Annotated in this window: 23 protein-coding genes; 1 reads left to right on the forward strand and 22 read right to left on the reverse strand. The window is 58.4% G+C overall.

Annotation, left to right across the window (positions count from 1 at the left end; all coding sequences use genetic code 11):
• Positions 1 to 154: 154 nt before the first annotated feature.
• The 6 genes from IAI51_RS14695 to IAI51_RS14720 form a co-directional block, all read right to left on the reverse strand.
• Positions 155 to 790, reverse strand: a complete 636-nt coding sequence (locus tag IAI51_RS14695; RefSeq protein WP_177327338.1) for a protein-L-isoaspartate(D-aspartate) O-methyltransferase — start codon at positions 788 to 790, stop codon at positions 155 to 157.
• A gap of 41 nt (positions 791 to 831) precedes the next feature.
• Positions 832 to 1,581, reverse strand: coding sequence for a 5'/3'-nucleotidase SurE (gene surE, locus IAI51_RS14700; RefSeq protein WP_187679138.1), 750 nt, complete (start codon positions 1,579 to 1,581; stop codon positions 832 to 834).
• Positions 1,569 to 2,627 carry a tRNA pseudouridine(13) synthase TruD gene (gene truD, locus IAI51_RS14705; protein ID WP_187679139.1) on the reverse strand — a complete coding sequence of 353 codons (1,059 nt, stop codon included), beginning with the start codon at positions 2,625 to 2,627 and terminating at the stop codon, positions 1,569 to 1,571. Before truD ends, surE begins: the two co-directional genes overlap by 13 nt.
• Positions 2,624 to 3,097: a 2-C-methyl-D-erythritol 2,4-cyclodiphosphate synthase gene (ispF, locus tag IAI51_RS14710; RefSeq protein WP_187679140.1), complete on the reverse strand. Its 474-nt coding sequence runs from the start codon at positions 3,095 to 3,097 to the stop codon at positions 2,624 to 2,626. The genes truD and ispF overlap by 4 nt, the downstream gene beginning before the upstream one ends.
• Positions 3,098 to 3,142: 45 nt before the next feature.
• On the reverse strand, positions 3,143 to 3,988 hold the full coding sequence (fghA, locus tag IAI51_RS14715) for an S-formylglutathione hydrolase (protein WP_187679141.1): 846 nt from the start codon (positions 3,986 to 3,988) through the stop codon (positions 3,143 to 3,145).
• Between the two features lie 65 nt (positions 3,989 to 4,053).
• The gene (locus IAI51_RS14720) at positions 4,054 to 5,166 is read right to left on the reverse strand and encodes an S-(hydroxymethyl)glutathione dehydrogenase/class III alcohol dehydrogenase (RefSeq protein ID WP_008081726.1); all 1,113 of its coding nucleotides are present in this window, start codon (positions 5,164 to 5,166) and stop codon (positions 4,054 to 4,056) included.
• A 117-nt stretch (positions 5,167 to 5,283) separates the two neighbouring features.
• Between IAI51_RS14720 and IAI51_RS14725 the strand changes: the two genes are divergently transcribed.
• Positions 5,284 to 6,180 (forward strand): LysR substrate-binding domain-containing protein, encoded by an 897-nt coding sequence (locus IAI51_RS14725; protein ID WP_187679142.1) that lies wholly within the window; start codon positions 5,284 to 5,286, stop codon positions 6,178 to 6,180.
• Between the two features lie 13 nt (positions 6,181 to 6,193).
• Here the strand turns inward: IAI51_RS14725 and ispD are convergent, their stop codons facing one another.
• The 16 genes from ispD to rseP all read right to left on the reverse strand — a co-directional run bounded on the left by ispD (position 6,194) and on the right by rseP (position 26,200).
• Positions 6,194 to 6,901, reverse strand: a complete 708-nt coding sequence (gene ispD / locus IAI51_RS14730) for a 2-C-methyl-D-erythritol 4-phosphate cytidylyltransferase (RefSeq protein ID WP_187679143.1) — start codon at positions 6,899 to 6,901, stop codon at positions 6,194 to 6,196.
• Complete coding sequence (gene ftsB / locus IAI51_RS14735; protein WP_095189352.1) at positions 6,898 to 7,176, reverse strand: cell division protein FtsB; 279 nt, start codon at positions 7,174 to 7,176, stop codon at positions 6,898 to 6,900. The genes ispD and ftsB overlap by 4 nt, the downstream gene beginning before the upstream one ends.
• 171 nt (positions 7,177 to 7,347) lie before the next feature.
• Complete coding sequence (gene eno / locus IAI51_RS14740; protein ID WP_042557893.1) at positions 7,348 to 8,637, reverse strand: phosphopyruvate hydratase; 1,290 nt, start codon at positions 8,635 to 8,637, stop codon at positions 7,348 to 7,350.
• A 156-nt stretch (positions 8,638 to 8,793) separates the two neighbouring features.
• Entirely contained in the window at positions 8,794 to 9,639 is an 846-nt protein-coding gene (gene kdsA, locus IAI51_RS14745; protein WP_187679144.1) for a 3-deoxy-8-phosphooctulonate synthase, read from the reverse strand.
• A 5-nt stretch (positions 9,640 to 9,644) separates the two neighbouring features.
• Positions 9,645 to 11,276, reverse strand: coding sequence for a CTP synthase (locus IAI51_RS14750; protein ID WP_187679145.1), 1,632 nt, complete (start codon positions 11,274 to 11,276; stop codon positions 9,645 to 9,647).
• A 274-nt stretch (positions 11,277 to 11,550) separates the two neighbouring features.
• Positions 11,551 to 12,879, reverse strand: coding sequence for a tRNA lysidine(34) synthetase TilS (gene tilS, locus IAI51_RS14755; protein ID WP_187679146.1), 1,329 nt, complete (start codon positions 12,877 to 12,879; stop codon positions 11,551 to 11,553).
• Between the two features lie 133 nt (positions 12,880 to 13,012).
• Entirely contained in the window at positions 13,013 to 13,960 is a 948-nt protein-coding gene (locus IAI51_RS14760) for an acetyl-CoA carboxylase carboxyltransferase subunit alpha (RefSeq protein WP_187679147.1), read from the reverse strand.
• 140 nt (positions 13,961 to 14,100) lie between these two features.
• On the reverse strand, positions 14,101 to 17,622 hold the full coding sequence (dnaE, locus tag IAI51_RS14765) for a DNA polymerase III subunit alpha (protein ID WP_187679148.1): 3,522 nt from the start codon (positions 17,620 to 17,622) through the stop codon (positions 14,101 to 14,103).
• A 76-nt stretch (positions 17,623 to 17,698) separates the two neighbouring features.
• A complete protein-coding gene (rnhB, locus tag IAI51_RS14770) occupies positions 17,699 to 18,325 on the reverse strand; it encodes a ribonuclease HII (RefSeq protein ID WP_187679177.1) in 627 nt (208 codons plus the stop codon).
• A gap of 11 nt (positions 18,326 to 18,336) precedes the next feature.
• Positions 18,337 to 19,467, reverse strand: a complete 1,131-nt coding sequence (gene lpxB / locus IAI51_RS14775) for a lipid-A-disaccharide synthase (RefSeq protein WP_222944161.1) — start codon at positions 19,465 to 19,467, stop codon at positions 18,337 to 18,339.
• A gap of 2 nt (positions 19,468 to 19,469) precedes the next feature.
• A complete protein-coding gene (gene lpxA, locus IAI51_RS14780; protein WP_187679149.1) occupies positions 19,470 to 20,246 on the reverse strand; it encodes an acyl-ACP--UDP-N-acetylglucosamine O-acyltransferase in 777 nt (258 codons plus the stop codon).
• Positions 20,243 to 20,683: a 3-hydroxyacyl-ACP dehydratase FabZ gene (gene fabZ, locus IAI51_RS14785; RefSeq protein WP_003222142.1), complete on the reverse strand. Its 441-nt coding sequence runs from the start codon at positions 20,681 to 20,683 to the stop codon at positions 20,243 to 20,245. The genes lpxA and fabZ overlap by 4 nt, the downstream gene beginning before the upstream one ends.
• Positions 20,684 to 20,789: 106 nt before the next feature.
• Entirely contained in the window at positions 20,790 to 21,845 is a 1,056-nt protein-coding gene (lpxD, locus tag IAI51_RS14790; protein WP_187679150.1) for a UDP-3-O-(3-hydroxymyristoyl)glucosamine N-acyltransferase, read from the reverse strand.
• A gap of 3 nt (positions 21,846 to 21,848) precedes the next feature.
• The gene (locus IAI51_RS14795; protein ID WP_042557882.1) at positions 21,849 to 22,352 is read right to left on the reverse strand and encodes an OmpH family outer membrane protein; all 504 of its coding nucleotides are present in this window, start codon (positions 22,350 to 22,352) and stop codon (positions 21,849 to 21,851) included.
• Positions 22,353 to 22,397: 45 nt separating this feature from the next.
• The gene (gene bamA, locus IAI51_RS14800; protein ID WP_187679151.1) at positions 22,398 to 24,773 is read right to left on the reverse strand and encodes an outer membrane protein assembly factor BamA; all 2,376 of its coding nucleotides are present in this window, start codon (positions 24,771 to 24,773) and stop codon (positions 22,398 to 22,400) included.
• A gap of 74 nt (positions 24,774 to 24,847) precedes the next feature.
• A complete protein-coding gene (gene rseP / locus IAI51_RS14805; protein WP_187679152.1) occupies positions 24,848 to 26,200 on the reverse strand; it encodes a sigma E protease regulator RseP in 1,353 nt (450 codons plus the stop codon).
• Between the last annotated feature and the right edge of the window lie 52 nt (positions 26,201 to 26,252).

Below are 26,252 nucleotides of genomic sequence, written 5' to 3' on the forward strand. Positions count from 1 at the left end.
TCGAAAGTATAACGGGCCGAATCGGCTTTACCTTTAATGAAGCGAAATCGCTTCGCGCACACGTTTGCAAGCTGACAATCTGCGCCGTTTAAACCATCGTCGCCGGAGTAAGACCGAGGCGAACGAAAGGAATTCAGCGCCTGTGCATAAATGCTCAGGCCAACGGCCCATTGAGCAAAGGCACGAAGCGAACAGCGCCCAAAACGTGTCGTGAGAAACCGTGCTCTTCACGCACGATCAGCATCAATTGCTGTACTTCCCCCGAACCTACCGGGATCACCAGACGTCCACCCGGCGCCAACTGATCGAGCAACGCTTGCGGCACGTCGGTGGCCACGGCTGTAACGATAATGCCGTTGTAAGGTGCCAGGGCCGGCCAGCCTTCCCAACCGTCGCCCCAACGAAACACCACGTTGCGCAAGTTCAACTCGACCAGACGTTCCTTGGCGCGATCCTGCAGAACCTTGATGCGCTCAACGGAGAACACCCGCTCCACCAGTTGCGACAACACGGCCGTCTGATAACCCGAACCGGTGCCGATCTCCAATACCTTGTCCAGCGGACCGGCCTCAAGCAGCAGCTCGCTCATGCGCGCCACCATATAAGGCTGGGAAATGGTCTGGTTATGGCCAATGGGCAGCGCCGTGTCTTCATAAGCGCGGTGCGCCAGCGCTTCGTCGACAAACAGGTGTCGCGGCGTGCGGCGAATCACTTCCAGCACCTTGGCGTTGGACAAGCCTTCTTCGTACAGGCGCTGGATCAAACGTTCCCGCGTGCGCTGGGACGTCATGCCGATGCCGCTGCGCATTCTGTCTTCGTGTTCACGAGCCATCAGCGCAGTCCCTCCAGCCAGCCGTCGAGACTTCTGAAGGCATCGTTGAAGGTGCGATCGAGCTGCAAAGGGGTGATGGAAACATAGCCTTGCATCACGGCATGAAAGTCTGTGCCCGGCCCGCCATCTTCAGCATCGCCAGCGGCAGCAATCCAATAACCGGCTTTGCCGCGTGGATCGACGACTTTCATCGGCGCCGCCGCCCGGGCACGATGGCCAAGTCGGGTCAACTGAATGCCGCGAATATGGTCGATGGGCAGATTGGGAATGTTCACGTTGAGCACCGTGCGCGGCGGCAGATCGAGCCCGGCATGGGCCTCGACCAGTTTGCGCGCAAAGTAGGCCGCCGTAGGAAGATTATCCACCTGACGTGAGACCAGCGAAAAGGCAAACGACGGACGTTCGAGGAATCGCCCTTCAAGGGCGGCCGCCACTGTCCCGGAATACAACACATCATCGCCAAGATTGGCGCCGAGGTTGATACCGGAAACCACCATGTCCGGCTCACGTTCCAGCAGACCATTAAGGCCCAGATGCACGCAGTCGGTCGGTGTGCCATTGAGGCTGATAAAGCCGTTGGCCAGATATTGCGGATGCAACGGACGGTCGAGCGTCAGCGAACTGCTGGCGCCGCTTTTGTCCTGCTCCGGGGCGATAACCACGCACTCGGTGTAATCTGCCAGCGCAGCATAAAGCGCGGCGAGACCGGGTGCGGTTACCCCATCGTCGTTAGAAATCAGAATACGCATGGGCTGTCCGTCTGCCCCACCGGCACCAGATCAACGAGTTCGCGCACCAATACGGTGGCGAAGCATCCGGCCGGGAGGACGAATTCCAGTTGCAGAATGTCAGGCTGGGGATAATGCCACGTCAACCCGCCAATGGGCAGCCGCAGGATGCGACGTTCGTGGCTCATGCCGGCGTGAATCAACCAATCTCGCAGATCCGCTTCACGGGCGGCAATCCCCTGCTCCAGATCATGGACAGCGCCAGCGGCCGGGGAGTCACCTTCGCCCCACTGCGGGCCGGTGGGATGCAAGTCGAGAATCGCCAGACGCGGATCGCTGCATTCAGCTTCACCGGCTGGAAAAAAGCTGCGGCTGTCGGTGAATGCCAGCAGGTCGCCAACCAGCGCGCGCTGCCAGGTGCCATCGGCGACCCGCGCCGCCAGCACCTGATTGAACAGAAAACTGCGTGCCGTCGACAGCAGTCGCGAGCGCACATTGCGTTGCTCAGGCAACGCCTTGCGCGCCGCCCACGCACGCGCATCGACGACGTTGCCGCCGTCATGGCCAAAACGCTGAGCGCCGAAATAATTGGGAATGCCTTGCTTGGCGATCAGTTGCAGACGCTCTTCAATAGCCGCTTTGTCGCCAGCGAATTGGGTCAGGCGCAGGGTAAAACCATTGGCCGAATGCGCGCCGCGTTGCAGCTTGCGCTTGTGGCGGGTGGTTTTGAGAATCTTCAGCGTATCGTTTTCCGCTGCCGACAGATCCGGATCAGCCTTGCCCGGCAGCTGCACGCTGAACCACTGACGGGTCAGCGCCTGACGATCCTTCAGCCCGGCATAACTGACCGTGCGCAGAGGCACACCGGCAGCCTTGGCGATGCGCCGTGCAGCCTCTTCAGTATTGAGGCCGCGTTTTTCAACCCAGATCCATAGGTGTTCGCCGTCACCGCTAAACGGAATATCGAGGACTTCATCGACCTGGAAATCTTCAGCGATGGCTTTCAGTACTGCGGTGCCGAGGGGTTCGCCATAGGCCCGCGGGCCGAGCAATTGCAGTTCATTCATGCGCGCAGCAACAAGGCAACGGAGTGCACGGCAATGCCTTCTTCGCGACCGACAAAGCCAAGCTTCTCGGTAGTAGTAGCTTTCACGTTCACTTGGTCCAACTCAACTTGAAGATCCGCAGCGATCAGCGCGCGCATCGATTCGATATGCGGGGCCATTTTGGGTGCCTGCGCGACGATGGTGTTATCGACGTTGCCGACTTTCCAGCCTTTGGCGTGGATCAGCCCGACCACATGGCGCAACAACGCACGGCTGTCGGCGCCCTTGAACTGCGGATCGGTGTCCGGAAAGTGTTTACCGATATCACCCAGCGCCGCGGCACCGAGCAAGGCATCGCTCAAGGCGTGCAGCAGGACGTCACCGTCGGAATGAGCGAGCAGCCCGAAGCTGTGTGCGATTTGCACGCCGCCCAGAGTAATGAAATCGCCTTCAGCGAAACGGTGCACATCATAGCCGTGGCCAATACGCATAAGAAAAAACGCCCCGATTTTTGTCAGGGCGTGATTCTACCTGCATTAACCGCGCAGAGCGCGTGCGTGATGCTGCAAGTGGTCGTCTATAAAGCTTGAGATGAAGAAATAGCTGTGGTCGTAGCCCGGTTGAGAGCGCAAGGTCAGCGGATGGCCCGCTTGTTTTGCGGCTTGTTGCAGGGCTTCCGGTTTGAGTTGGGTGGCGAGGAAGTCGTCGCGATCACCTTGGTCAACCAGCAGCGGCAGCTTTTCATCGGCCTCGGCGATCAGCGCGCAGGCATCCCATTCTTTCCACTTCGAACGGTCTTCGCCCAGGTAACGGGAGAACGCCTTCTGCCCCCACGGGCAATCCATTGGATTGTTGATCGGCGAAAACGCCGACACCGATTGGTAACGCCCCGGATTGCGCAATGCACAAACCAGCGCACCGTGACCGCCCATAGAGTGCCCGCTGATGCTGCGCTTATCGGACGCCGGGAAATGCGCTTCAACCAGTGAAGGCAATTCCTGCACGACATAGTCATGCATCCGATAGTGCCGCGACCAGGGTTCCTGCGTGGCATTCAGATAAAAACCGGCACCAAGACCGAAATCCCACGCGCCATCCGGATCGCCCGGGACATCAGGGCCGCGCGGACTGGTGTCCGGCGCCACGATGATCAAGCCCAGCTCGGAGGCCATGCGCAAGGCACCAGCCTTCTGCATGAAGTTCTCATCGGTGCAGGTCAGACCCGACAGCCAATACAACACCGGCAGCTTGCCGCCCTGCTCCGCCTGCGGCGGCAGGTACACGGCAAATACCATGTCGCAGCCGAGCACGTCGGATCGGTGGCGATAGCGCTTGTGCCAACCACCGAAACTTTTCTGACAGGAGATGTTTTCCAGACTCATGTAAAGACTCCTACGCGGTCACGGCAACAAGACTTCACGACTTGTTGCCATGTCACCACGATTGATCAGAAATGAATGACGGTACGAATGCTCTTGCCTTCGTGCATCAGGTCGAACGCCTTGTTGATATCTTCCAGGCCCATGGTGTGGGTGATGAAAGTATCCAGCGGGATTTCGCCGCTTTGCGCCATGTCGACATAGCTTGGCAACTCGGTACGGCCGCGCACGCCACCGAACGCCGAACCGCGCCAGACGCGACCGGTGACCAACTGGAATGGACGGGTGGAAATCTCCTGACCCGCGCCGGCTACACCGATGATTACCGACTCGCCCCAGCCTTTATGGCAGCACTCAAGGGCTGCGCGCATCAGTTGCACGTTGCCGATGCATTCGAAGGAGAAGTCGACGCCGCCATCGGTCATGTCGACGATCACTTCCTGGATCGGACGATCGAAGTCTTTCGGGTTCACGCAGTCGGTGGCGCCGAGCTGCTTGGCGATTTCGAATTTGGCCGGGTTGATGTCAATGGCGATGATGCGTGCAGCCTTGGCTTTCACTGCGCCGATCACTGCAGACAGGCCGATGCCACCCAAGCCGAAGATCGCCACGGTGTCACCCGGTTTGACTTTGGCAGTGTTGAGCACTGCGCCGATACCGGTGGTGACACCGCAACCGAGCAGGCAGACCTTTTCCAGTGGCGCATCTTTAGAGATCTTGGCCACGGAGATTTCCGGCAACACGGTGTATTCCGAGAACGTCGAAGTACCCATGTAGTGGAAAATCGTTTCGCCCTTGTAGGAAAAGCGCGAAGTGCCATCCGGCATCAGGCCTTTGCCCTGAGTCGCACGAATCGCCTGACACAGGTTGGTCTTGCCCGACTTACAGAATTTGCACTGGCCGCATTCCGGGGTGTACAGCGGAATCACGTGATCGCCGACGGCAACCGACGTCACGCCTTCGCCGATCGCTTCAACGATTGCGCCACCTTCGTGGCCGAGGATCGACGGGAAGATGCCTTCCGGGTCAGCGCCGGACAGGGTGTAAGCGTCGGTGTGGCAAACGCCGGAAGCCACCACGCGCAGCAACACTTCACCAGCCTTGGGCATGGCGACATCGACTTCTACGATTTCCAGCGGCTTCTTGGCCTCGAAGGCAACGGCGGCGCGCGACTTGATCATGCTGACTCTCCAGTGAATCCATTGAATAAAAAAACCAGACAAGGAGTGTAATACATGGCTTTACGATGAATAATCAGGCCAAAAGCAAAACATTATTGCCATGCAGGGATAATCACGATGTCCGAAAACCGCTGGGAAGGCATCGACGAGTTCGTCGCCGTCGCCGAATGCAGCCAGTTCACCGCCGCTGCCGAACGTCTTGGGGTTTCTTCCTCGCACATCAGTCGACAAATCGTACGACTGGAAGAGCGCTTGCAGACACGCCTGCTCTATCGCAGCACACGTCGCGTGACGCTGACCGAAGCCGGGCAAACCTTTCTCCAGCACTGTCAACGATTGCAGGACGGTCGCGAAGAAGCCTTGCGCGCGGTCGGCGATTTGACCAGCGAACCGAAGGGCATGCTGCGCATGACTTGCGCGGTGGCCTACGGCGAACGTTTTATCGTGCCGCTGGTGACGAGGTTCATGGGGCTGTACCCACAACTGCGCATCGATATTGAATTGAGTAACCGCCAACTCGATCTGGTGCATGAAGGGCTGGATCTGGCGATTCGACTGGGTCGACTACAGGACTCGCGCTTGGTCGCCACACGGCTTGCGCCAAGGCGCATGTATTTGTGCGCATCACCGTCCTACGTCGAACGGTATGGACGCCCACACAGCTTGTCCGAATTGACCCGACACAATTGCCTGATCGGCAGTTCGGACATCTGGCAGCTTGAGCAAAACGGCCGGGAATTTTCCCAGCGGGTACAGGGAAACTGGCGCTGCAACAGCGGGCAAGCGGTGCTGGATGCCGCGCTGCAAGGGGTTGGATTGTGTCAGTTGCCGGACTATTACGTGCTGGAGCATTTGCACAGTGGCGCGTTGATTTCGTTGCTGGAGGCGCATCAGCCGCCGAACACGGCGGTGTGGGCGCTGTATCCGCAGCAGCGACATTTGTCGCCGAAGGTGCGCAAGTTGGTGGACTTTCTGAAGGAAGGATTGGCCGAGCGGCCGGAGTATCGAATTTAAAGGCTTTGATCTTCTAGCGACGGTTAGTCCAACGCTGCCGCAACCATTCCAGATCTTCAGGACGGGTCACCTTGAGGTTATCCGCGCGCCCCTCGATCAGACGCGGCGCCAGGCCCGCCCATTCCATCGCCGAGGCTTCATCGGTTATCACGGCATCCGCCACCAGACTGTCAGCCAACGCCCGATGCAACGCGCCAAGGCGGAACATCTGCGGCGTATAGGCCTGCCAGATCACGCTGCGATCCACGGTCTCGACCACACGACCGTGCTTGTCGACCCGCTTCAGCGTGTCGCGAGCCGGCACTGCGAGCAAACCACCCACCGGATCACTCGCCAGTTCAGCGAGTAACTTGTCGAGATCATCGCGACTCAGGTTGGGCCGTGCCGCATCGTGCACCAGCACCCAATCCTCATCATCGGCACCTTGGGCATGCAGATGCAGCAAGGCATTGAGCACCGAACCGGAGCGCTCGGCACCGCCCTCAACCCGCTGAATACGCGGATCGTTGACGCAGGCGAGGTTCGGCCAATAAGGATCATCAACAGCAAGACTGACCACCAAGCCCTTGAGGCTCGGGTGATCAAGAAAACAGCCGAGGCTGTGTTCGAGAATTGTGCGCCCGCCCAGTTGCAAATATTGCTTGGGACGGTCCGCGGCCATTCGGGCACCGACGCCCGCGGCAGGAATCACGGCCCAGAAGGCCGGCAGGGAATCGATCATTGGGCCAACTGGTAAAGGGTTTCGCCGTCCTTGACCATGCCCAACTCATGGCGAGCCCGCTCTTCAACGGTCTCCATGCCTTTCTTCAGCTCGCTGACTTCTGCGTCCATCACCCGGTTGCGCTCCAGCAAGCCTTCGTTCTCGGCATGTTGCTCAGCAATCTGCTGATTCAGCTCGGCGACTTGCGCCAGACTGCCATTGCCCACCCACAGGCGGTACTGCAGACCGGCCAGCAGCAAGAGCAAAACGAGAAACAACCAGTAAGGACTGCGCATCGAATATCAGGTATCCAGTGAAAAAAGACAGCCACGCCAAAACTTTGAAACGTCTGATAGCACGAAGCCTGGAAGATCCAGGCTTGTGCTGTTAAGGCATCAGATTAGTGGCAAATCCATCGCTGTCACGACTTTTCCGACACAATCCGGTGTCTTTTTACCATTTACAACTTAGCCGCGGAACTCGGAGCGACCGTTGTACTTGGCCTTGCCATTCAACTGCTCTTCGATACGCAGCAGTTGGTTGTACTTGGAAACGCGGTCGGAACGGCACAGCGAACCGGTCTTGATCTGGCCAGCCGAGGTGCCCACAGCCAGGTCGGCAATGGTCGAATCTTCGGTTTCGCCGGAGCGGTGCGAGATCACGGCGGTGTAACCGGCAGCCTTGGCCATCTGGATGGCTTCCAGGGTTTCGGTCAGGGTGCCGATCTGGTTGAACTTGATCAGGATCGAGTTGGCGATCTTTTTATCGATGCCTTCTTTCAGGATCTTGGTGTTGGTCACGAACAGGTCGTCGCCTACCAGTTGAACCTTCTCGCCGATCTTGTCGGTGAGGATCTTCCAGCCAGCCCAGTCGGACTCGTCCAGACCGTCTTCGATGGAGATGATCGGGTAACGCTCGGTCAGGCCTTTGAGGTAGTCAGCGAAACCTTCAGCAGTGAACACCTGGCCTTCGCCGGACAGGTTGTACTTGCCGTCTTCGTAGAATTCGCTGGCCGCGCAGTCCAGTGCCAGGGTCACGTCGGTGCCCAGTTTGTAACCGGCGTTGGCCACGGCTTCGGAGATCACTTTCAAAGCGTCTTCGTTGGACGCCAGGTTCGGTGCGAAACCGCCTTCGTCGCCAACGGCAGTGCTCAGGCCACGGGCCTTCAGCACAGCTTTGAGGTGATGGAAAATCTCGGTGCCCATGCGCAGACCTTCCGAGAAAGACTTGGCGCCAACCGGCTGAACCATGAATTCCTGGATGTCGACGTTGTTATCGGCGTGCTCGCCACCGTTGATGATGTTCATCATCGGCACCGGCATCGAGTAAACACCCGGTGTGCCGTTCAGGTTAGCGATGTGTGCGTACAGCGGCAGATCCTGATCCTGTGCAGCAGCCTTGGCCGCAGCCAGGGACACGGCGAGGATGGCGTTGGCGCCCAGGGTCGCTTTGTTTTCAGTACCGTCGAGCTTGATCATCGCGTGATCCAGCGCTTTCTGGTCGCTTGGGTCGGTGCCCAGCAGCAGATCGCGGATCGGACCGTTGATGTTGGCTACCGCTTTGAGCACGCCCTTGCCCAGGTAACGGCTCTTGTCGCCATCACGCAGCTCGAGTGCTTCACGCGAGCCAGTGGATGCACCGGACGGCGCGCAAGCGCTGCCGATGATGCCGTTGTCGAGAAGCACGTCCGCTTCCACGGTGGGATTGCCACGGGAGTCGAGAACTTCACGACCTTTGATGTCGACGATTTTTGCCATTGTTGTAAACACTCCAAAGTTGACGAAAACGACGCAGCTAGAGGAAATCTTTTTACCGTCGGCAAGGGGTGTACGGCGGGCAGCTTGCAGACGATAACGCTCATGCCCGAGGGCATGAGCGACAAATCGTGCGGTACTTTACCGGAGAATTGAGGTTTACGCGGTTTCTACCGTCGGAAAACTCTTCACCAGTTCGTCCAGAGCTTTGAGCTGGGCCAGGAATGGCTCCAGTTTGTCCAGACGCAAGGCGCAAGGGCCGTCGCATTTGGCGTTGTCCGGATCCGGGTGAGCTTCGAGGAACAGACCTGCCAGGCCTTGGCTCATGCCAGCCTTGGCCAGATCCAGAACCTGCGCACGGCGACCGCCGGCGGAGTCGGAACGACCGCCAGGCATTTGCAGCGAGTGGGTCACGTCGAAGAATACCGGGTACTCGAACTGCTTCATGATGCCGAAGCCGAGCATGTCGACCACGAGGTTGTTGTAGCCGAAACTCGAACCACGCTCGCAGAGAATCAATTGATCGTTACCCGCTTCCACGCACTTGTTCAGGATGTGCTTCATTTCCTGAGGCGCGAGAAACTGGGCTTTCTTGATGTTGATGACAGCGTTGGTCTTGGCCATCGCGACGACCAGATCGGTCTGGCGCGACAGGAAGGCCGGCAGTTGAATGATGTCGCAGACCTCCGCGACGACCGCGGCCTGGTCAGGCTCGTGGACGTCGGTGATGATCGGCACGCCGAAGGCTTGTTTGATGTCCTGGAAGATGCGCATGCCCTCTTCCAGGCCAGGACCGCGATAAGAGGCCACAGAAGAACGGTTGGCCTTGTCGAAACTGGCCTTGAACACGTAAGGGATGCCGAGTTTTTCGGTGACCTTCACGTACTCTTCGCAAACCTGCATGGCCATGTCACGGCTTTCCAGCACGTTCATGCCGCCGAATAGCACCATGGGTTTGTCGTTGGCAATCTCGATGTCGCCGACGCGGATGATCTTCTGTGCCATCGGGGTTACGCCTTCTTCTGGTGTTGAGCCAACGCTGCTTTGACAAAACCGCTGAACAGCGGATGGCCATCACGTGGTGTCGAGGTGAACTCAGGGTGGAACTGGCAAGCAACGAACCATGGATGATCCGGTGCTTCGACCACTTCAACCAGCGCAGCATCGGCGGAACGACCGGAGATTTTCAGGCCGGCTTCGATAATTTGCGGCAGCAGGTTGTTGTTCACTTCGTAACGGTGACGGTGACGCTCGACAATCACGTCCTTGCCGTAGCAATCGTGCACTTTGGAACCGGCTTCAAGCAGGCAGTCCTGAGCGCCAAGGCGCATGGTGCCGCCCAGATCAGACGTTTCGGTACGCACTTCAACAGCACCGGTAGCGTCTTCCCACTCGGTGATCAGACCGACGACCGGGTGACCGCTGGCGCGATCGAACTCGGTGGAGTTGGCGTCTTTCCAGCCCATCACGTTACGGGCGAACTCGATGACCGCCACTTGCATGCCGAGGCAGATGCCGAGGTAAGGAACCTTGTTTTCGCGAGCGTACTGAACGGCAGTGATCTTGCCTTCCACGCCACGCAGACCGAAGCCACCCGGTACCAGAATCGCGTCAACACCTTCCAGCAGCGCAGTGCCCTGGTTTTCGATGTCTTCGGAATCGATGTAGCGCAGGTTGACCTTGGTACGATTGCTGATGCCGGCGTGACTCATCGCTTCGATCAGCGACTTGTACGCGTCCAGCAGCTCCATGTACTTGCCGACCATGGCGATAGTGACTTCGTGTTCCGGGTTCAGCTTGGCATCTACCACCGCTTCCCACTCGGACAGGTCAGCGCTGCCGCATTGCAGGCCAAAACGCTCGACAACGAAATCATCCAGGCCCTGGGAGTGCAGGATGCCCGGGATCTTGTAGATGGTGTCGGCGTCTTCCAGCGCGATCACCGCACGTTCTTCAACGTTGGTGAATTGCGCGATCTTGCGACGAGACGAAATGTCGATCGGGTGATCGGAACGGCAAACCAGTACGTCTGGCTGCAGGCCGATCGAACGCAGTTCCTTGACGGAGTGCTGGGTAGGCTTGGTCTTGGTTTCGCCAGCAGTGGCGATGTACGGAACCAGGGTCAAGTGCATCAGCATCGCGCGCTTGGCGCCGACTTCGAAACGCAACTGGCGGATGGCTTCGAGGAACGGTTGCGACTCGATGTCACCCACGGTGCCACCGATTTCGACCATCGCCACGTCAGCGTCACCGGCACCCTTGATGATGCGGCGCTTGATTTCGTCGGTGATGTGCGGAATCACCTGGATGGTTGCACCCAGGTAATCACCACGGCGCTCTTTGCGCAGCACGTGCTCGTAGACACGGCCGGTGGTGAAGTTGTTGTTCTGGGTCATGGTCGTGCGGATGAACCGCTCGTAGTGGCCCAGGTCCAGGTCGGTCTCGGCGCCGTCGTGGGTGACGAACACTTCACCGTGCTGGAACGGGCTCATGGTGCCCGGGTCGACGTTGATGTACGGATCCAGCTTAAGCATGGTGACCTTAAGCCCCCGCGCCTCCAGGATGGCCGCCAATGAAGCCGAGGCAATGCCTTTCCCCAATGAAGAAACAACACCGCCCGTGACGAATATGTAGCGCGTCATGAAAAACCCTAGAAGTCTGCGTTAAAGCGGTACGAGCCGCCGGGGAAAGCGAAGGAAGGCCGAAGCCCCCGATCACCTGCATTAATCACAGTGCACCTTTCAAAAAAACCGCCGCGTTGGGACAGACCGGCAGATGAAACACCGGTACGTTGCTCGCTACACATTTTTTGGAATCGCCCAGCAAAGACTGCTTGGTAATCGGCAACTCCTGCAATTCAGGCGAATCCACAGAAGTTGTATCAAGAAGGGAGCGTAGTCTACCGGAATGCCCCTTTCATCTCAAACCTTGATCTTCGTCTGTTGGCTGCCAATGCAATTGCCAGCCGTCCTGCCCTTTGCCATCAAGACCCGGCAGGTTAGCCACCGCGAGCAATTCTTCGCCGCGAAACAGCAGCGGCAATCTGCCACGCACGAAGCCCGGCACCGCGCGTTCATTGAGCAGCCGCTTAAGATCGCGACGGCCGCGATCCGCGAGATGCATCACTTCGCCGCCCTGACGATAGCGGATCTGCAACGGCCCGACGGGAGTCTGACCGCTGAACATGACACGTCCGTTATCGGGCAAGCGTAGCGGTGACGACAGGTCATGCCAGTCGCTGCCGATCACCGGCGCACGCAGCCAGACGCCGCTGAGCCACCACAGACGGCCGGCGCTGCGGTGCAATTCGCCATCGGCCAGACGCCAGACCGGTGTCGCATCGTGGGCGGCGTCGCACAGATCCGACCAACCCGACCAATGGTCAGTGTCGGGCAACCGTGTTAGCGGTTCGAGCCAGTGACTCAAGGCATTTCGCTGACGAGCGGCAGACAGCGCGGCCAGCGGCGCCAACTCAAGTGAGCGCAATCCCAGCCATTCGAATTCATGACGAGTGTTGGCTTGAGCCAGATCCACCTGTGCCAGCTCATCGAGCAGGCCTTGCGCTTCACGCAAATGCGAAGCGCTGCGGGCCATGCTGGCCTGCGCTTGCGGCCAGCGTCCGGTCAGCGCCGGCATGACCTGATGGCGCAGATAATTACGCGAAAACTGCCGATCCTGATTCGACGGATCTTCAATCCAATGCAATTGATGAGTTTGTGCGTAGGCTTCCAGCTCCGCGCGGGTAACATCGAGCAACGGTCGAACCAAAGCCCCCTGCCCCAGCGGACGCTGTTGTGGCATCCCCGAAAGACCGCGCATTCCCGCACCGCGCATCAGACGGAAAAGCAGGGTTTCGGCTTGATCATCACGGTGCTGACCGGTCAGCAAGACGTCATCAGACTGCGTCACCGAACAGAACACCGAATAACGTGCATCCCGCGCCGCCTGCTCCAGACTCGCTCCCGGCTGCACCTGCACCCGCTCCACTTGTAACGGAACACCCAGCGCATCGCAGACAGACTGGCAATGCGTCGGCCACGCATCGGCCGCAGCCTGAAGGCCGTGATGAATATGGACAGCGCTTAGCGCCGGCAAGGATTGTTTTTTGGCGAGACTGGCGAGCAGATGCAGCAGTACGGTGGAATCAAGGCCACCAGAGAATGCGACACGCCAATGAGTGGCATTGCGCCAAGACTCAAGATTGAGCAGCAATCGCGATGGCAAATCAATCGATGATCGATCCATATCTTTCTCTTTGCCCAAATCAAATGTGGGAGCGAGCCTGCTCGCGATAGCGGTGTAACAGCCAACACATTGGTTGAATGTTACCCCCTCTTCGCGAGCAGGCTCGCTCCCACATGGGTACAGCGCAGTCGACTTAGAGACCGTAGCTCATCAGTCGATCATAACGGCGCTTCAACAGCGCTTCGTTGTCGAACTTCTTCAGCATCGCCAGTTGCGAGCTCAGCTCGGCACGGATCGAAGCCGCAGCGCTTGCCGGATCACGGTGCGCGCCGCCCAAAGGCTCGCCAATCACCTTGTCGACAATGCCCAGGCCCTTCAGACGCTCGGCGGTGATGCCCATCGCTTCAGCGGCATCCGGTGCTTTTTCGGCGGTTTTCCACAGAATCGACGCGCAACCTTCCGGCGAGATCACCGCATAGGTCGAGTATTGCAGCATGTTCAGCTGATCACAGACACCGATCGCCAAAGCACCGCCGGAACCGCCCTCACCGATTACGGTGGCGATGATCGGGGTCTTCAGGCGCGACATGACCCGCAGGTTCCAGGCAATCGCTTCGCTCTGGTTGCGCTCTTCAGCGTCGATGCCAGGGTAGGCGCCCGGGGTGTCGATGAAGGTCAGGATAGGCATTTTGAAACGCTCGGCCATTTCCATCAGGCGGCAGGCCTTGCGGTAGCCTTCCGGACGCGGCATACCAAAGTTGCGGCGTACCTTCTCGCGCACTTCACGGCCTTTCTGGTGACCGATGATCATCACCGGTTGATCGTCCAGACGGGCGATGCCGCCAACGATCGCAGCGTCGTCGGAGAAGTGACGGTCGCCGTGCAGTTCGTCGAACTCGGTGAAGATGTGCTCGATGTAATCGAGGGTGTACGGGCGTTTCGGGTGACGCGCCAGGCGTGCGATCTGCCAGCTGGTCAGCTTGCCGAAGATGTCTTCGGTCAGCGTTTTGCTCTTGTCCTGCAGGCGGGAGATCTCATCGCCGATATTCAGCGAATTGTCATTACCGACCAAGCGCAACTCTTCGATCTTGGCTTGCAGGTCGGCGATCGGCTGTTCGAAATCTAGAAAATTCGGGTTCATAGGCGTCCGTCTTGGGTCGTGTCCCAAATGAGCTTGGGCCGGCCGGTTGTCTATTCGCGCCCTACCTTAAGGAAAAGGCGCGCTGAGGTCGAGATTAAAAATTCAGGTCGCGGGCAAAGCGCTTGATGGCACCCTGCCGGTCAACGGTATTGGAGGAAGACGTTGTCTCGCCCGAACTGGTCACGCAGGGCTTGAATCAACGCATCCGCCGGGTCGATCCGCCAGGTCTCGCCGAACTGCAGCAAGGTCTTCGCATCAGGACTGGTGTACTCCATGGTGATCGGGCACGCCCCGCGGTGACGCTTGAGCAAATCACCCAACCAGCGTAGCTGATCGCCTTTCAGGTCCTGGGTCTGCAGTTTCAGACGCAGGCTCTCGGCAAGGTTGGTACGCGCATCTTCCATGCTCATCACCCGCTTGACCCGCAGGCGCAGGCCGCCGGAGAAGTCGTCGTTGCTGACCTCGCCTTCAACCACCACCATCGCGTCGGTCTGCAACAGCGACTGTGCGGAATGGAACGCTTCGGCAAACAGCGACGCCTCGATCCGCCCGGAGCGGTCGTCGAGGGTGATGAAGCCCATCTTGTCGCCCTTTTTGTTCTTCATCACCCGCAGGGCAATGATCATCCCCGCCACTGTCTGCGTATCGCGGGCCGGTTTCAGGTCGATGATGCGCTGACGGGCGAACCGACGAATCTCGCCTTCATATTCATCAATCGGGTGACCGGTCAAGTACAGGCCCAAGGTGTCTTTTTCACCCTTGAGGCGCTCCTTGAGGGTCAATTCCTTGGCCTTGCGATGAGTCGCATAAACGTCAGCATCTTCCTCGACAAACAGCCCGCCAAACAGGTCGGCGTGACCACTGTCGTGGGTGCGAGCGGTTTGCTCTGCCGCCTTGATCGCCTCTTCCATCGCCGCCAGCAGCACGGCGCGGTTGCGGTCGATGTTGGCCTGATAAGCCTTTTGTTCGTCGTGGAAATACGGCCCAAGACGATCCAGTGCGCCACTGCGGATCAGACCGTCGAGGGTGCGCTTATTAATGCGCTTGAGGTCGACACGGGCGCAGAAATCGAACAGATCCTTGAACGGGCCTTCCTGACGCGCCTCGGTGATCGCTTCCACCGGACCTTCGCCGACACCTTTGATCGCGCCGAGGCCGTAAACAATGCGGCCGTCGTCGTTCACCGTGAACTTGAATTCCGAAGTATTCACATCCGGCGCGTCGAGACGCAGCTTCATGGTGCGAATTTCTTCGATCAAGGTCACGACCTTGTCGGTGTTGTGCATGTCCGCCGACAGTACCGCGGCCATGAATGGCGCCGGGTAGTGGGTTTTCAACCAGGCCGTCTGGTACGACACCAGACCATAAGCGGCAGAGTGAGACTTGTTGAAGCCATAACCGGCGAATTTTTCCACTAGGTCAAAAATGTTACCGGCGAGGTCAGCGTCGATATTGTTGGTCTTGCAACCTTCAATGAAGCCGCCGCGCTGCTTGGCCATCTCTTCGGGTTTTTTCTTACCCATTGCCCGACGCAGCATGTCCGCACCGCCGAGGGTGTAACCGGCCATGACCTGAGCAATCTGCATCACCTGTTCCTGATACAGGATGATGCCGTACGTCGGCGCCAATACCGGCTTGAGGCCTTCGTATTGGTAGTCGGAGTGCGGATACGCCAGTTCGGCGCGACCGTGCTTACGGTTGATAAAGTCGTCAACCATGCCGGACTGCAGCGGGCCCGGACGGAACAGGGCCACCAGTGCGATCAAGTCTTCCAGACAGTCGGGCTTGAGCTTTTTGATCAGCTCTTTCATGCCGCGGGATTCAAGCTGGAAGACCGCTGTGGTTTCAGCTTTTTGCAGCAGCGTGTACGTCGGCTTGTCGTCCAGCGGGATAAACGCGATATCCAGCGGCGGCTCGTCGACCTTGGCGCGGTCACGGTTGATGGTCTTCAGCGCCCAGTCGATAACCGTCAGGGTGCGTAGACCGAGGAAGTCGAACTTCACCAGACCGGCCGCTTCAACGTCGTCCTTGTCGAACTGGGTTACCAGACCGTCACCGGCCTCGTCGCAGTAGATCGGCGAGAAGTCAGTCAGCTTGGTCGGCGCGATCACCACGCCACCGGCGTGCTTGCCGACGTTACGCACAACGCCTTCAAGCTTGCGCGCCATCTCCCAGATTTCCGCAGCCTCTTCATCGACCTTGATGAAGTCACGCAGGATTTCTTCCTGCTCGTAGGCTTTTTCCAGGGTCATGCCGACTTCGAACGGAATCATCTTCGACAGGCGATCCGCCAGGCCGTAGGACTTGCCCTGCACCCGCGCCACATCTCGCACCACAGCCTTCGCCGCCATGGAACCGAAAGTGATGATCTGGCTTACCGCGTTGCGGCCGTATTTCTCGGCCACGTAGTCGATCACCCGGTCACGACCGTCCATGCAGAAGTCGACGTCGAAGTCGGGCATCGATACCCGTTCCGGGTTAAGGAAACGTTCGAACAGCAGGTCATATTCCAGCGGGTCAAGGTCAGTGATTTTCTGTACGTAAGCCACCAGCGAGCCGGCACCCGATCCACGGCCAGGACCTACTGGTACGCCGTTGCTCTTGGCCCACTGGATAAAGTCCATCACGATCAGGAAGTAACCCGGGAAGCCCATCTGGATGATGATATCCAGCTCGAAATTCAACCGGTCGACATAGACCTGACGTTTGGCCTCGTAATCTTCGGTGGTGTCTTTTGGCAGCAGAACCGCCAGTCGCTCCTCCAAACCGTCGAAGGACACTTTGCGGAAATACTCGTCGATGGTCATGCCATCGGGAATCGGGAAGTTGGGCAGGAAGTGCGTGCCCAGTTTCACGTCGATGTTGCAGCGCTTGGCAATCTCGACGGTGTTTTCGATGGCGTCGGGAATGTCGCTGAACAGCTCAGCCATTTCCTCGGCACTTTTGAGGTATTGCTGGTCGCTGTAATTCTTCGAACGCCGTGGATCATCGAGGGCGCGGCCCTCACCGATGCATACGCGGGTTTCGTGGGCAGCGAAGTCTTCCTGCTTGATGAAGCGCACATCGTTGGTGGCCACCAGCGGCGCGCCAAGCTTGTCAGCCAGGGCCACGGCGCCATGCAGTTGCTCTTCATCGTTGGGACGGTTGGTGCGCTGGATTTCCAGATAGAAGCGATCCGGGAACACGCTCATCCATTCGCGCGCCAGGGCTTCGGCTTCAGCCGGGTTGCCACCGATCAGCGCCATGCCGATCTCGCCTTCTTTGGCGGCGGACAGCATGATCAGGCCTTCGTTGGCTTCGGCGACCCACTGGCGCTCGATGATAATCATGCCGTTGCGCTGGCCGTCGATGAAGCCGCGCGAGATCAACTCGGTGAGGTTGCGATAACCCTTGGCGTTCATCACCAACAGACTGATTCGGCTCAGTGGCGCGTCCGGATCCTTGTTCGACAGCCAGAGGTCGGCGCCGCAGATCGGCTTGATGCCCGCGCCCATGGTGTTTTTATAGAATTTGACCAGGGAGCACATGTTGTTCTGATCGGTGACCGCCACGGCCGGCATGTTCATGCCGGTCAGCGCCTTGACCAGTGGCTTGATCCGCACCAGCCCGTCGACCAGGGAGTATTCAGTGTGCAGGCGTAGATGAACGAATGAAGCCGGCATAGTGATCCTGTCCAGTTACATAGAGACAACAAGGCCCGGATTGTACCGGGCCTCGAACAAAACATCAGCCTTGCGACTAAACCTGCGTCAGCCCTTCCAGTGCCTCGTATGCCTGACGCACCGGGGCGAACGAGCGCCGGTGAATCGGCGTCGGGCCAAGACGCACCAACGCTTCCAGATGAACGGGCGTCGGATAGCCTTTATGGCCACCAATGCCGTAACCCGGGTAAATCAATTCGAATGCGGCCATCTCGCGGTCACGGCTGACCTTGGCCAGAATCGATGCCGCTGCGATGGCTGGAACCTTGCCGTCGCCCTGCACCACGGCTTCAGCGCGCATCGGCAATTGCGGGCAGCGGTTGCCATCAATCATCGCCAGTTTCGGTTGAATGTGCAGGCCGGCCACGGCACGCTGCATGGCCAGCATGGTTGCGTGCAGAATGTTCAGTTCGTCGATTTCTTCGACTTCGGCACGAGCAATGCACCAGCTCAAGGCTTTTTCGATGATCTCGTCGTAAAGCTTTTCGCGTTTGGCTTCGGTGAGTTTTTTCGAGTCGTTGAGGCCAAGGATCGGTCGGTTTGGATCAAGGATCACCGCCGCCGTTACCACCGCACCGCACAATGGGCCGCGACCGACTTCATCGACACCGGCCACCAGCTCTTCGACTTCGGCGACCAGGGTGAAATCCAGGCCCATCTGCAGATCTTTTTTGCTCATCGTGTTTGACCGATCAGGTTGAGGACGGCATCCGCCGCCTGATTGGAAGCGTCCAGCCGCAGCGTGCGATGGATTTCGTCGAAGCCGCGAGTCTGCTCTTCACCGCCCTCGATCAGGGGCGAAAGGGTCTGTGCCAATGCCTCGACTGTCGCATCATCCTGCAACAGCTCCGGAACCAGCAGGCGCTGGGCCAGCAGGTTCGGCAGAGACACGTACGCGCTCTTGACCATGCGCTTGAGAATCCAGAACGTCAGCGGGGCCAGACGATAGGCCACCACCATCGGCCGCTTGTACAGCAAGGCTTCAAGGGTCGCCGTACCGGAGGCGATCAACACCGCATTGCACGCGGCCAGGGCCAGATGGGACTTGCCGTCGAGCAAGGTCACTGGCAAATCGCGGCCCGCGAGCAACTCTTCAAGTTGCATGCGGCGTTCTGCATTGGCGCAAGGTATGACGAAACGCAACCCGGGGCGCATGGCACGCAAACGCTCGGCGGTATCGAGGAAAAGCGCCCCCAGACGGGCGACTTCGCCACCACGGCTACCGGGCATCAATGCCACCAGCGGGCCGTCGGGCAGACCCAACTCGGCACGCGCAGCAGCGCGATCAGCCTCCAGCGGAATGGTATCGGCCAGCGTGTGACCGACGAACCGAACCGGCACGCCTTTCTCTTCGTAAAATTTTGCTTCGAACGGCAGCAGCGTCAACATCAGGTCGCAGCCTTCGCGAATCTTCAACACGCGCTTCTGCCGCCACGCCCACACCGACGGGCTGACGTAATGCACGGTCTTGATGCCGGCATGACGCAACTTGAGTTCGATATTGAGGTTGAAGTCCGGCGCATCGATACCGATGAACACGTCCGGCTTTTCGGCGATCAGCGTGGCGATGAGTTCCTTGCGGCGCTTGAGCAACTCGCGCAACCGACCAAGCACCTCCACCAGCCCCATGACCGACAAGCGTTCCATGGGGAAGTAGGAGGTCAGGCCTTCGGCCTGCATCAACGGTCCACCGACACCGATAAATTCGACTGCCGGATGCTGTGCCTTTAGGGCGCGCATGAGACCGGCGCCCAGAATGTCACCGGAAGCCTCACCCGCCACCAGCGCAATACGCAGACTGGCCATGATCAGCGGGTGATGCCGCGAGTCGACGACTGGATCGAATCACGGAACACCGCGACTTCCGGGAACTGAGCAGCAGGTTCAGCCAGTTCGGCCAGTGCCTGCTCGACCGTCAGGCCTTGGCGATACACAGTCTTGTAGGCGCGACGCAGCGCGTGGATAGCGTCTTCGCTGAAACCACGACGGCGCATGCCTTCGAAGTTCATGCTGCGCGCTTCAGCCGGATTGCCAAACACGGTGACAAACGCCGGAACGTCTTTACCGATTGCCGTGCCCATACCGGAAAAGCTGTGGGCACCGATGTGACAGTACTGATGCACCAGGGTGAAACCGGAGAGGATCGCCCAGTCTTCGACGTGCACATGGCCGGCCAACGCGGTGTTGTTGACCAGGATGCAATTGTTGCCGATGACGCTGTCGTGACCGATGTGGGCGTAAGCCATGATCAGGTTGTGATCGCCCAGCGTGGTTTCCGAACGGTCCTGCACGGTGCCACGGTGAATCGTCACGCCTTCACGGATGACGTTGTGGTCACCGATCACCAGACGAGTTTCTTCACCTTTGTATTTCAGATCGGGCGTGTCTTCGCCTACCGAGGAGAACTGGTAGATGCGATTCTGCTTGCCGATGCGGGTCGGGCCTTTGAGGATCACATGCGGCCCGATTACGGTACCCTCGCCGATTTCCACACCTGCGCCGATGATCGACCACGGGCCGACCTCGACGCCGTCAGCCAGAACGGCCGACGGATCGATGATTGCGCGAGGGTCAATCAAACTCATAGCTTGCGTTCCGCACAGATGATTTCAGCAGAGCAGACTGGCTTGCCGTCGACCGAAGCCTGGCATTCGAATTTCCAGATCTGGCGCTTGCAACTGATGAACTTGGCTTCGAGGATCAACTGATCGCCCGGCAACACAGGCTGGCGGAAACGCAGCTTGTCGGAACCGACGAAGTAATACAGGGTGCCGTCGGCCGGTTTGACGTCGAGCATTTTGAAACCGAGGATCCCGGCAGCCTGAGCCATCGCTTCGATGATCAGCACACCCGGCATGATTGGGTGCGCAGGGAAGTGACCATTGAAGAAGGGTTCATTGATGCTGACATTCTTGTAGGCGCGAATGCGCTTGCCTTCAGTGTCCAGTTCCACCACCCGGTCCACCAGCAGGAACGGGTAACGGTGAGGCAGGTATTCGCGAATCTCGTTGATGTCCATCATTTCGGGGGGAAGCCTATGTAAAGATTGGGAGCGCGACTGACGCGCACTCCTCTAGCAAATCAAGGAGGCAGTCTAGAGGCTGTGCACACTTGATATGGAAATGGTATCAGCCATCTGATGAAGCATTGCCGTCAGGGGTCACTTCCCCTACGCGCTTTTCCAGCTGTTTCAAACGTCGCGCGATGTCATCAAGCTGACGGATGCGTGCCGCGCTTTTGCGCCATTCGGCAGCCGGTTGCATGGCTGTGCCGGAAGAATAGGCACCCGGCTCGGTAATCGAGTGGGTCACCATGGTCATCCCGGTCAGGAAAACGTTGTCGCAAATATCAATGTGCCCGACCAGACCGACACCGCCAGCGAGCATGCAATGCTTGCCGATTTTGGTGCTGCCGGAGATCCCGACGCACGCAGCCATGGCGGTGTGATCACCGACCTGGACGTTGTGGGCGATCTGGATCTGGTTGTCGAGCTTCACGCCATTGCCGATCACGGTATCGGCCAACGCACCGCGGTCGATGGCGGTATTCACGCCAATCTCCACATCGTCGCCGATGGTCACGCCACCGATCTGGGCGATTTTCTGCCAGATACCTTTTTCGCTGGCAAAGCCGAAGCCTTCCCCACCGAGTACGGCACCGGACTGGATAACCACACGCTTGCCGATGCGCACATCGTGATACAGCGTCACCCGTGGAGCAAGCCAGCCGCCCTCACCGATTTCGCTGCGTGCACCGACCACACAATGGGCGCCGAGCGTGACTTGCGCTCCAATCCGCGCACCAGCCTCGATCACCACGAAAGGACCGATGCTGGCGGTTGGATCAACCACCGCATCGGCAGCAATTACCGCCGAGGGATGAATCCCCGCAGTAGCTTTTGGCTTGGGATCGAACAAGTGAGAGATACGCGCATAGGCCAGGTAAGGATCCGGCACCACCAATGCATTACCGGCAAAACCTTCGGCATCCGCTTCCTTGAGCAGCAAGGCTGCAGCCTGCGAACCCGGGAGGTATTTGCGATATTGAGGATTTGCCAGAAAGCTCAACTGAGCTGGGCCAGCCTCTTGCAAAGTGGCTAGCCCAGTAATTTTCTTCTCCGGGTCGCCACGCAGGGTGGCGCCGAGGAACTCGGCCAACTGGCCGAGCTTGATAGTCACGGTCATGGGTTACTTCAGCTGATTCATGCGCTCGATAACCTGGCGCGTGATGTCGTACTGAGGTTTGACATCAATCACTGCGCCACGCTCGAACACCAGGTCAAAACCACCTTTCTTGATGACTTCTTCCACTGCCCCATCCAGTTTCGGCTTCAGCTGCTTGAGCATTTCGCGGTCGGCAACGGCTTTGGCTTCGTTGAGTTCCTTGGACTGGAACTGGAAGTCACGGGCCTTTTGCTTGAATTCCAGCTCCAGACGCTCGCGCTCACCTTGCTGCATCTTGTCGCCACCGGCCATCAGACGATCCTGAATGCCCTTGGCGCTGCTTTCGAGAGTTTTCAGCTTGGTCAGTTGCGGACCGAACTTCTTCTCGGCATCCACGGCGTATTTCTTCGCCGCATCGGATTCCAGCAGTGCCATCTGATAGTTCAGAACAGCGATTTTCATGTCGGCGAACGCCGGACCTGCCACCAGTACGGAGGCCAGGAGAACCAATTGAGTCAACTTACGCACGATGCACCCCTACAAAATCCATTGTCGTTATCTTGGGTCAGACGCTTAGAACGTCTGGCCGAGGGAGAATTGGAACACTTGAGTTTCAGCTTCATCCGGTTTCTTGATCGGCATTGCCAACGCGAAGCTCAGAGGACCCAGCGCGGTGACCCAGGTCACGCCTACACCGACGGAACTGGCCATGTTGCTCAGACTGATGTCGTTGCACTTGGTGTTCGACGACGAGCCGTTGGCGTTGGTGGTGTCCTTGCACTGCGAGTCGAAAACGTTACCCACATCCCAGAATACCGAGGTACGCAGGGAGCGCTGATCCTTGACGAACGGCAGCGGGAACAGCACCTCAACACCGCCCTGGATCAGGACGTTGCCACCGAACGGCAGTGGATCCTGGTCCGGGTCAGCAATGGTGCCCGGATTCGTGCCACGACTCGGGGTACTGCGCGGGCCCAGCGTACTGTCCTTGAAGCCACGTACCGAGTTGAAACCACCAGCATAGTAGTTTTCATAGAACGGCAAGCCGTCTGTGGAACCATAACCATCGCCATAACCCAGCTCGGTGTGCAGGCGAAGAGTGTAGTTTTCGCTGATCGGCTGGAACAGCTGACCACGGTAGTCAAGTTTGTAGAAAGACAGGTCGCTGCCCGGAATGGTGGTTTCCAGGGTGAGGCTCTGGGAACGACCACGGGTTGGCAGCACGCCTTTGTTCAAAGTCGATTCGGACCAGCCGGCCGACGCCTTGAAGTTCAGGTACTGATCGCCTTCCTTGTTAACGAAGTCGAAAATCTCGTCAACGGTATATTTACCGGTATTGATCTTGTCCTGCTGAGCAGAAAGGCCGAAGGTCAGACGCGAAGTCTCGCTGATCGGGTAACCAACGTTAGCGCCTACACCCAAGCTGTCTACTGCGTAGCTCGATATATCGGCGTCGAGTTCATCATAGTCAGTGGTGCGATAGAACGCGTTGTAACCCAGGCTCACGCCATCGGCGGTCCAGTAGGGGTCAACGTAGCCGAAGTTGTAGCGGCTCTGGTATTCGCTTCGGGTCAGACCGACGCTGACGCGGTTACCGGTACCGAGGAAGTTGTTCTGAGTGATCGAACCACCGAGGATCAGGCCGGCACTCTGGGCGAAACCGACACTGGCGGTAATCGAACCGGAAGCCTGCTCTTCAACGCTGTAGTTCACATCAACCTGGTCGTCGACACCTGGAACAGCCGGAGTCTCGACGTTCACTTCCTTAAAGAAGCCCAGACGCTCGAGACGGGTCTTGGACTGGTCGATCAGGTAGGTCGAAGCCCAGCCACCTTCCATCTGACGCATTTCGCGACGCAGCACTTCGTCTTCGGACTTGGTGTTGCCACGGAAGTTGATGCGGTTGACGTAGGCGCGCTTGCCCGGGTCGACAGCGAACAGGATGTCCACGGTGTGGTCATCATCGTGCGGCTGAGGCACGCCGTTGACGTTGGCGAAGGTGTAACCCTCGTTACCCAGACGACGGGTGATCAATTCAGATGTGGTGGTCATCAGCTTGCGCGAGAACACCTGGCCTTTCTGCACCAGCAGCAAGGACTTGACTTGATCTTCAGGGACTTTCAGGTCACCGCTGAGTTTGACGTCACGAACGGTGTACTTTTCACCTTCGGTCACGTTGACGGTGATATAGACATGCTTCTTGTCCGGGGTGATGGACACCTGGGTCGAAGCGATATCCATGTTGATATAGCCGCGATCCAGGTAGTAGGAGCGCAGACGCTCCAGGTCACCGGAAAGCTTTTCACGGGCGTATTTGTCATCGTTCTTGAAGAACGACAGCCAGTTGGTGGTTTTCAGTTCGAACAGGTCGGTCAGGTCTTCCTCGGGGAAAACCGTGTTGCCCACCACGTTGATGTGCTGAATGGCCGCAACGGTGCCTTCGTTGATCTTCACTTTCAGACCAACACGGTTACGCGGCTGCGATACCACTTCGGTATCGACCGTAGCCGAATAGCGACCCTGCGCGACGTACTGACGTTGCAGTTCGTTACGAACACCTTCGAGGGTGGCGCGCTGGAAGATCTCGCCTTCGGACAGACCGGATTGTTTCAAGCCTTTCATCAGGTCTTCAGTGGAGATCGCTTTGTTGCCTTCGATCTCGATACTGGCGACCGACGGACGCTCGACAACCGTGATGACCAGAACGTTGCCTTCGCGGCCCAGCTGGATATCTTGAAAAAAACCGGTTTTGAACAACGCACGAGTGGATTCCACCAGGCGACGATCATCCGCCTGCTCACCGACGTTCAACGGCAAGGCCCCAAAGACACTACCCGCGGAGACCCGCTGGAGGCCATTGACGCGAATATCAGAGATAGTGAAGGACTCGGCGTGAACTTCGGCGATCATCAATACGGTGAGAACCGCAGTTAGCAGCAGACGTTTCATGAAGTCCTTTCTTATTCCAACTGGCAATAAACAAACTGCCGCAAAATGCGGCAGATTCGCAATTCAGCGAAGCTTTACAGTCGACCCAGATCGTTGACCAGAGCAAGCAACATCACCCCGACCACCAAACTGATACCGATCTGTATCCCCCAACCTTGCACCCGATCCGACAAGGGACGACCACGCGCCCACTCGATCAGATAAAACAACAAATGCCCCCCATCCAGTACAGGAATGGGCAGCAAATTCAGAACTCCCAGGCTAATACTCAGATAAGCAAGGAAATTCAGGAAATCAGCGACGCCCGACTGGGCAGAAGCGCCCGCCACTTTAGCAATGGTTATCGGTCCACTCAAGTTTTTTACCGAGAGCTCGCCGAACAGCATTTTCTTCAGTGAATCCAGCGTGAGAATGCTCATGGTCCAAGTACGACGGGCGCCCTCGCCAATCGCGGCCAATGGCCCATAACTGACTTCGCGGATCATCTCCGGTGGCCAGTCGACAGCTTTTACACCCGCACCCAGATAACCGCTTGGCGACTTGCTTTCACCGCGCGCAGCCAAGGTCACAGGGACATCGATTGAAGCACCATCACGCTCGACACGCAGCACGATTTTGGTATCAGGACGCGTACGAACGGTATCGACCACTTGCTGCCAGTCGTTGAGCGCCTGGCCGTCGAGCGCCAGCAGACGATCACCGGTTTTCAGGCCGGCAGCCTGAGCCGGGCCTTTTGGATCAAGTTCAGCCAACACCGGCGGCAAGGCCGGACGCCAAGGACGAATACCCAAAGAGCGAATCGGATCAGGCTCATCAGCGCCCTTGAGCCAGTTATCCAGCACCAGCTCACGTGGCGAATCAACGGTAGTGCCCTGCTCGCGCATCAGCAACTGCAACGAACCGCTTTCACCGAGTCGACGTACCAGCTGCAAATTGACAGCTGCCCAACCGGTCGTTGGCTCGCCATCAATTGCGACGATCTCCTGACCCGCACCCAAACCAGCCTTGGCGGCGATACTGCCGGACTCTACCGCACCGATGACCGGGCGCACCTGCTCGCTACCGAGCATCGCCAGCACCCAGAAGAACACCAGGGCCAACAGGAAGTTGGCAACAGGGCCGGCCGCTACAATAGCAATACGCTGACGAACGGACTTGCGATTGAACGACTGATCCAACTGATCGACCGGCACCTCGCCTTCGCGCTCGTCGAGCATCTTGACGTAGCCACCCAGCGGAATTGCAGCCACAACAAATTCAGTGCCTTGCTTGTCGTGCCAGCGCAGCAGCGGCATGCCGAAGCCTACGGAAAAGCGCAGAACCTTGACGCCACAGCGACGCGCGACCCAGAAGTGGCCGAATTCGTGAAAGGTGACCAGCACACCCAAGGCGATCAGGGTGCCGGCAATCATATAGAGCGCGCTCATCTACTTTCTCCGCAATCCTGTTCAGTGCCGCTTATAGCCATTGTGTTGCAAA

The sequence above is a fragment of the Pseudomonas sp. N40(2020) genome (genome assembly GCF_014472415.1).
In the GTDB taxonomy this organism is placed as follows: domain Bacteria; phylum Pseudomonadota; class Gammaproteobacteria; order Pseudomonadales; family Pseudomonadaceae; genus Aquipseudomonas.

Coding starts and splice junctions, on each gene's coding strand:
- IAI51_RS14695 (WP_177327338.1), bottom strand. CDS start 790: ATGACGTCCCAGCGCACGCGGGAACGTTTGATCCAGCGCCTGTACGAA.
- surE (WP_187679138.1), bottom strand. CDS start 1,581: ATGCGTATTCTGATTTCTAACGACGATGGGGTAACCGCACCCGGTCTC.
- truD (WP_187679139.1), bottom strand. CDS start 2,627: ATGAATGAACTGCAATTGCTCGGCCCGCGGGCCTATGGCGAACCCCTC.
- ispF (WP_187679140.1), bottom strand. CDS start 3,097: ATGCGTATTGGCCACGGCTATGATGTGCACCGTTTCGCTGAAGGCGAT.
- fghA (WP_187679141.1), bottom strand. CDS start 3,988: ATGAGTCTGGAAAACATCTCCTGTCAGAAAAGTTTCGGTGGTTGGCAC.
- IAI51_RS14720 (WP_008081726.1), bottom strand. CDS start 5,166: ATGATCAAGTCGCGCGCCGCCGTTGCCTTCGAGGCCAAGAAGCCGCTG.
- IAI51_RS14725 (WP_187679142.1), top strand. CDS start 5,284: ATGTCCGAAAACCGCTGGGAAGGCATCGACGAGTTCGTCGCCGTCGCC.
- ispD (WP_187679143.1), bottom strand. CDS start 6,901: ATGATCGATTCCCTGCCGGCCTTCTGGGCCGTGATTCCTGCCGCGGGC.
- ftsB (WP_095189352.1), bottom strand. CDS start 7,176: ATGCGCAGTCCTTACTGGTTGTTTCTCGTTTTGCTCTTGCTGCTGGCC.
- eno (WP_042557893.1), bottom strand. CDS start 8,637: ATGGCAAAAATCGTCGACATCAAAGGTCGTGAAGTTCTCGACTCCCGT.
- kdsA (WP_187679144.1), bottom strand. CDS start 9,639: ATGGCACAGAAGATCATCCGCGTCGGCGACATCGAGATTGCCAACGAC.
- IAI51_RS14750 (WP_187679145.1), bottom strand. CDS start 11,276: ATGACGCGCTACATATTCGTCACGGGCGGTGTTGTTTCTTCATTGGGG.
- tilS (WP_187679146.1), bottom strand. CDS start 12,879: ATGGATCGATCATCGATTGATTTGCCATCGCGATTGCTGCTCAATCTT.
- IAI51_RS14760 (WP_187679147.1), bottom strand. CDS start 13,960: ATGAACCCGAATTTTCTAGATTTCGAACAGCCGATCGCCGACCTGCAA.
- dnaE (WP_187679148.1), bottom strand. CDS start 17,622: ATGCCGGCTTCATTCGTTCATCTACGCCTGCACACTGAATACTCCCTG.
- lpxB (WP_222944161.1), bottom strand. CDS start 19,467: ATGGCCAGTCTGCGTATTGCGCTGGTGGCGGGTGAGGCTTCCGGTGAC.
- lpxA (WP_187679149.1), bottom strand. CDS start 20,246: ATGAGTTTGATTGACCCTCGCGCAATCATCGATCCGTCGGCCGTTCTG.
- fabZ (WP_003222142.1), bottom strand. CDS start 20,683: ATGATGGACATCAACGAGATTCGCGAATACCTGCCTCACCGTTACCCG.
- lpxD (WP_187679150.1), bottom strand. CDS start 21,845: ATGACCGTGACTATCAAGCTCGGCCAGTTGGCCGAGTTCCTCGGCGCC.
- bamA (WP_187679151.1), bottom strand. CDS start 24,773: ATGAAACGTCTGCTGCTAACTGCGGTTCTCACCGTATTGATGATCGCC.
- rseP (WP_187679152.1), bottom strand. CDS start 26,200: ATGAGCGCGCTCTATATGATTGCCGGCACCCTGATCGCCTTGGGTGTG.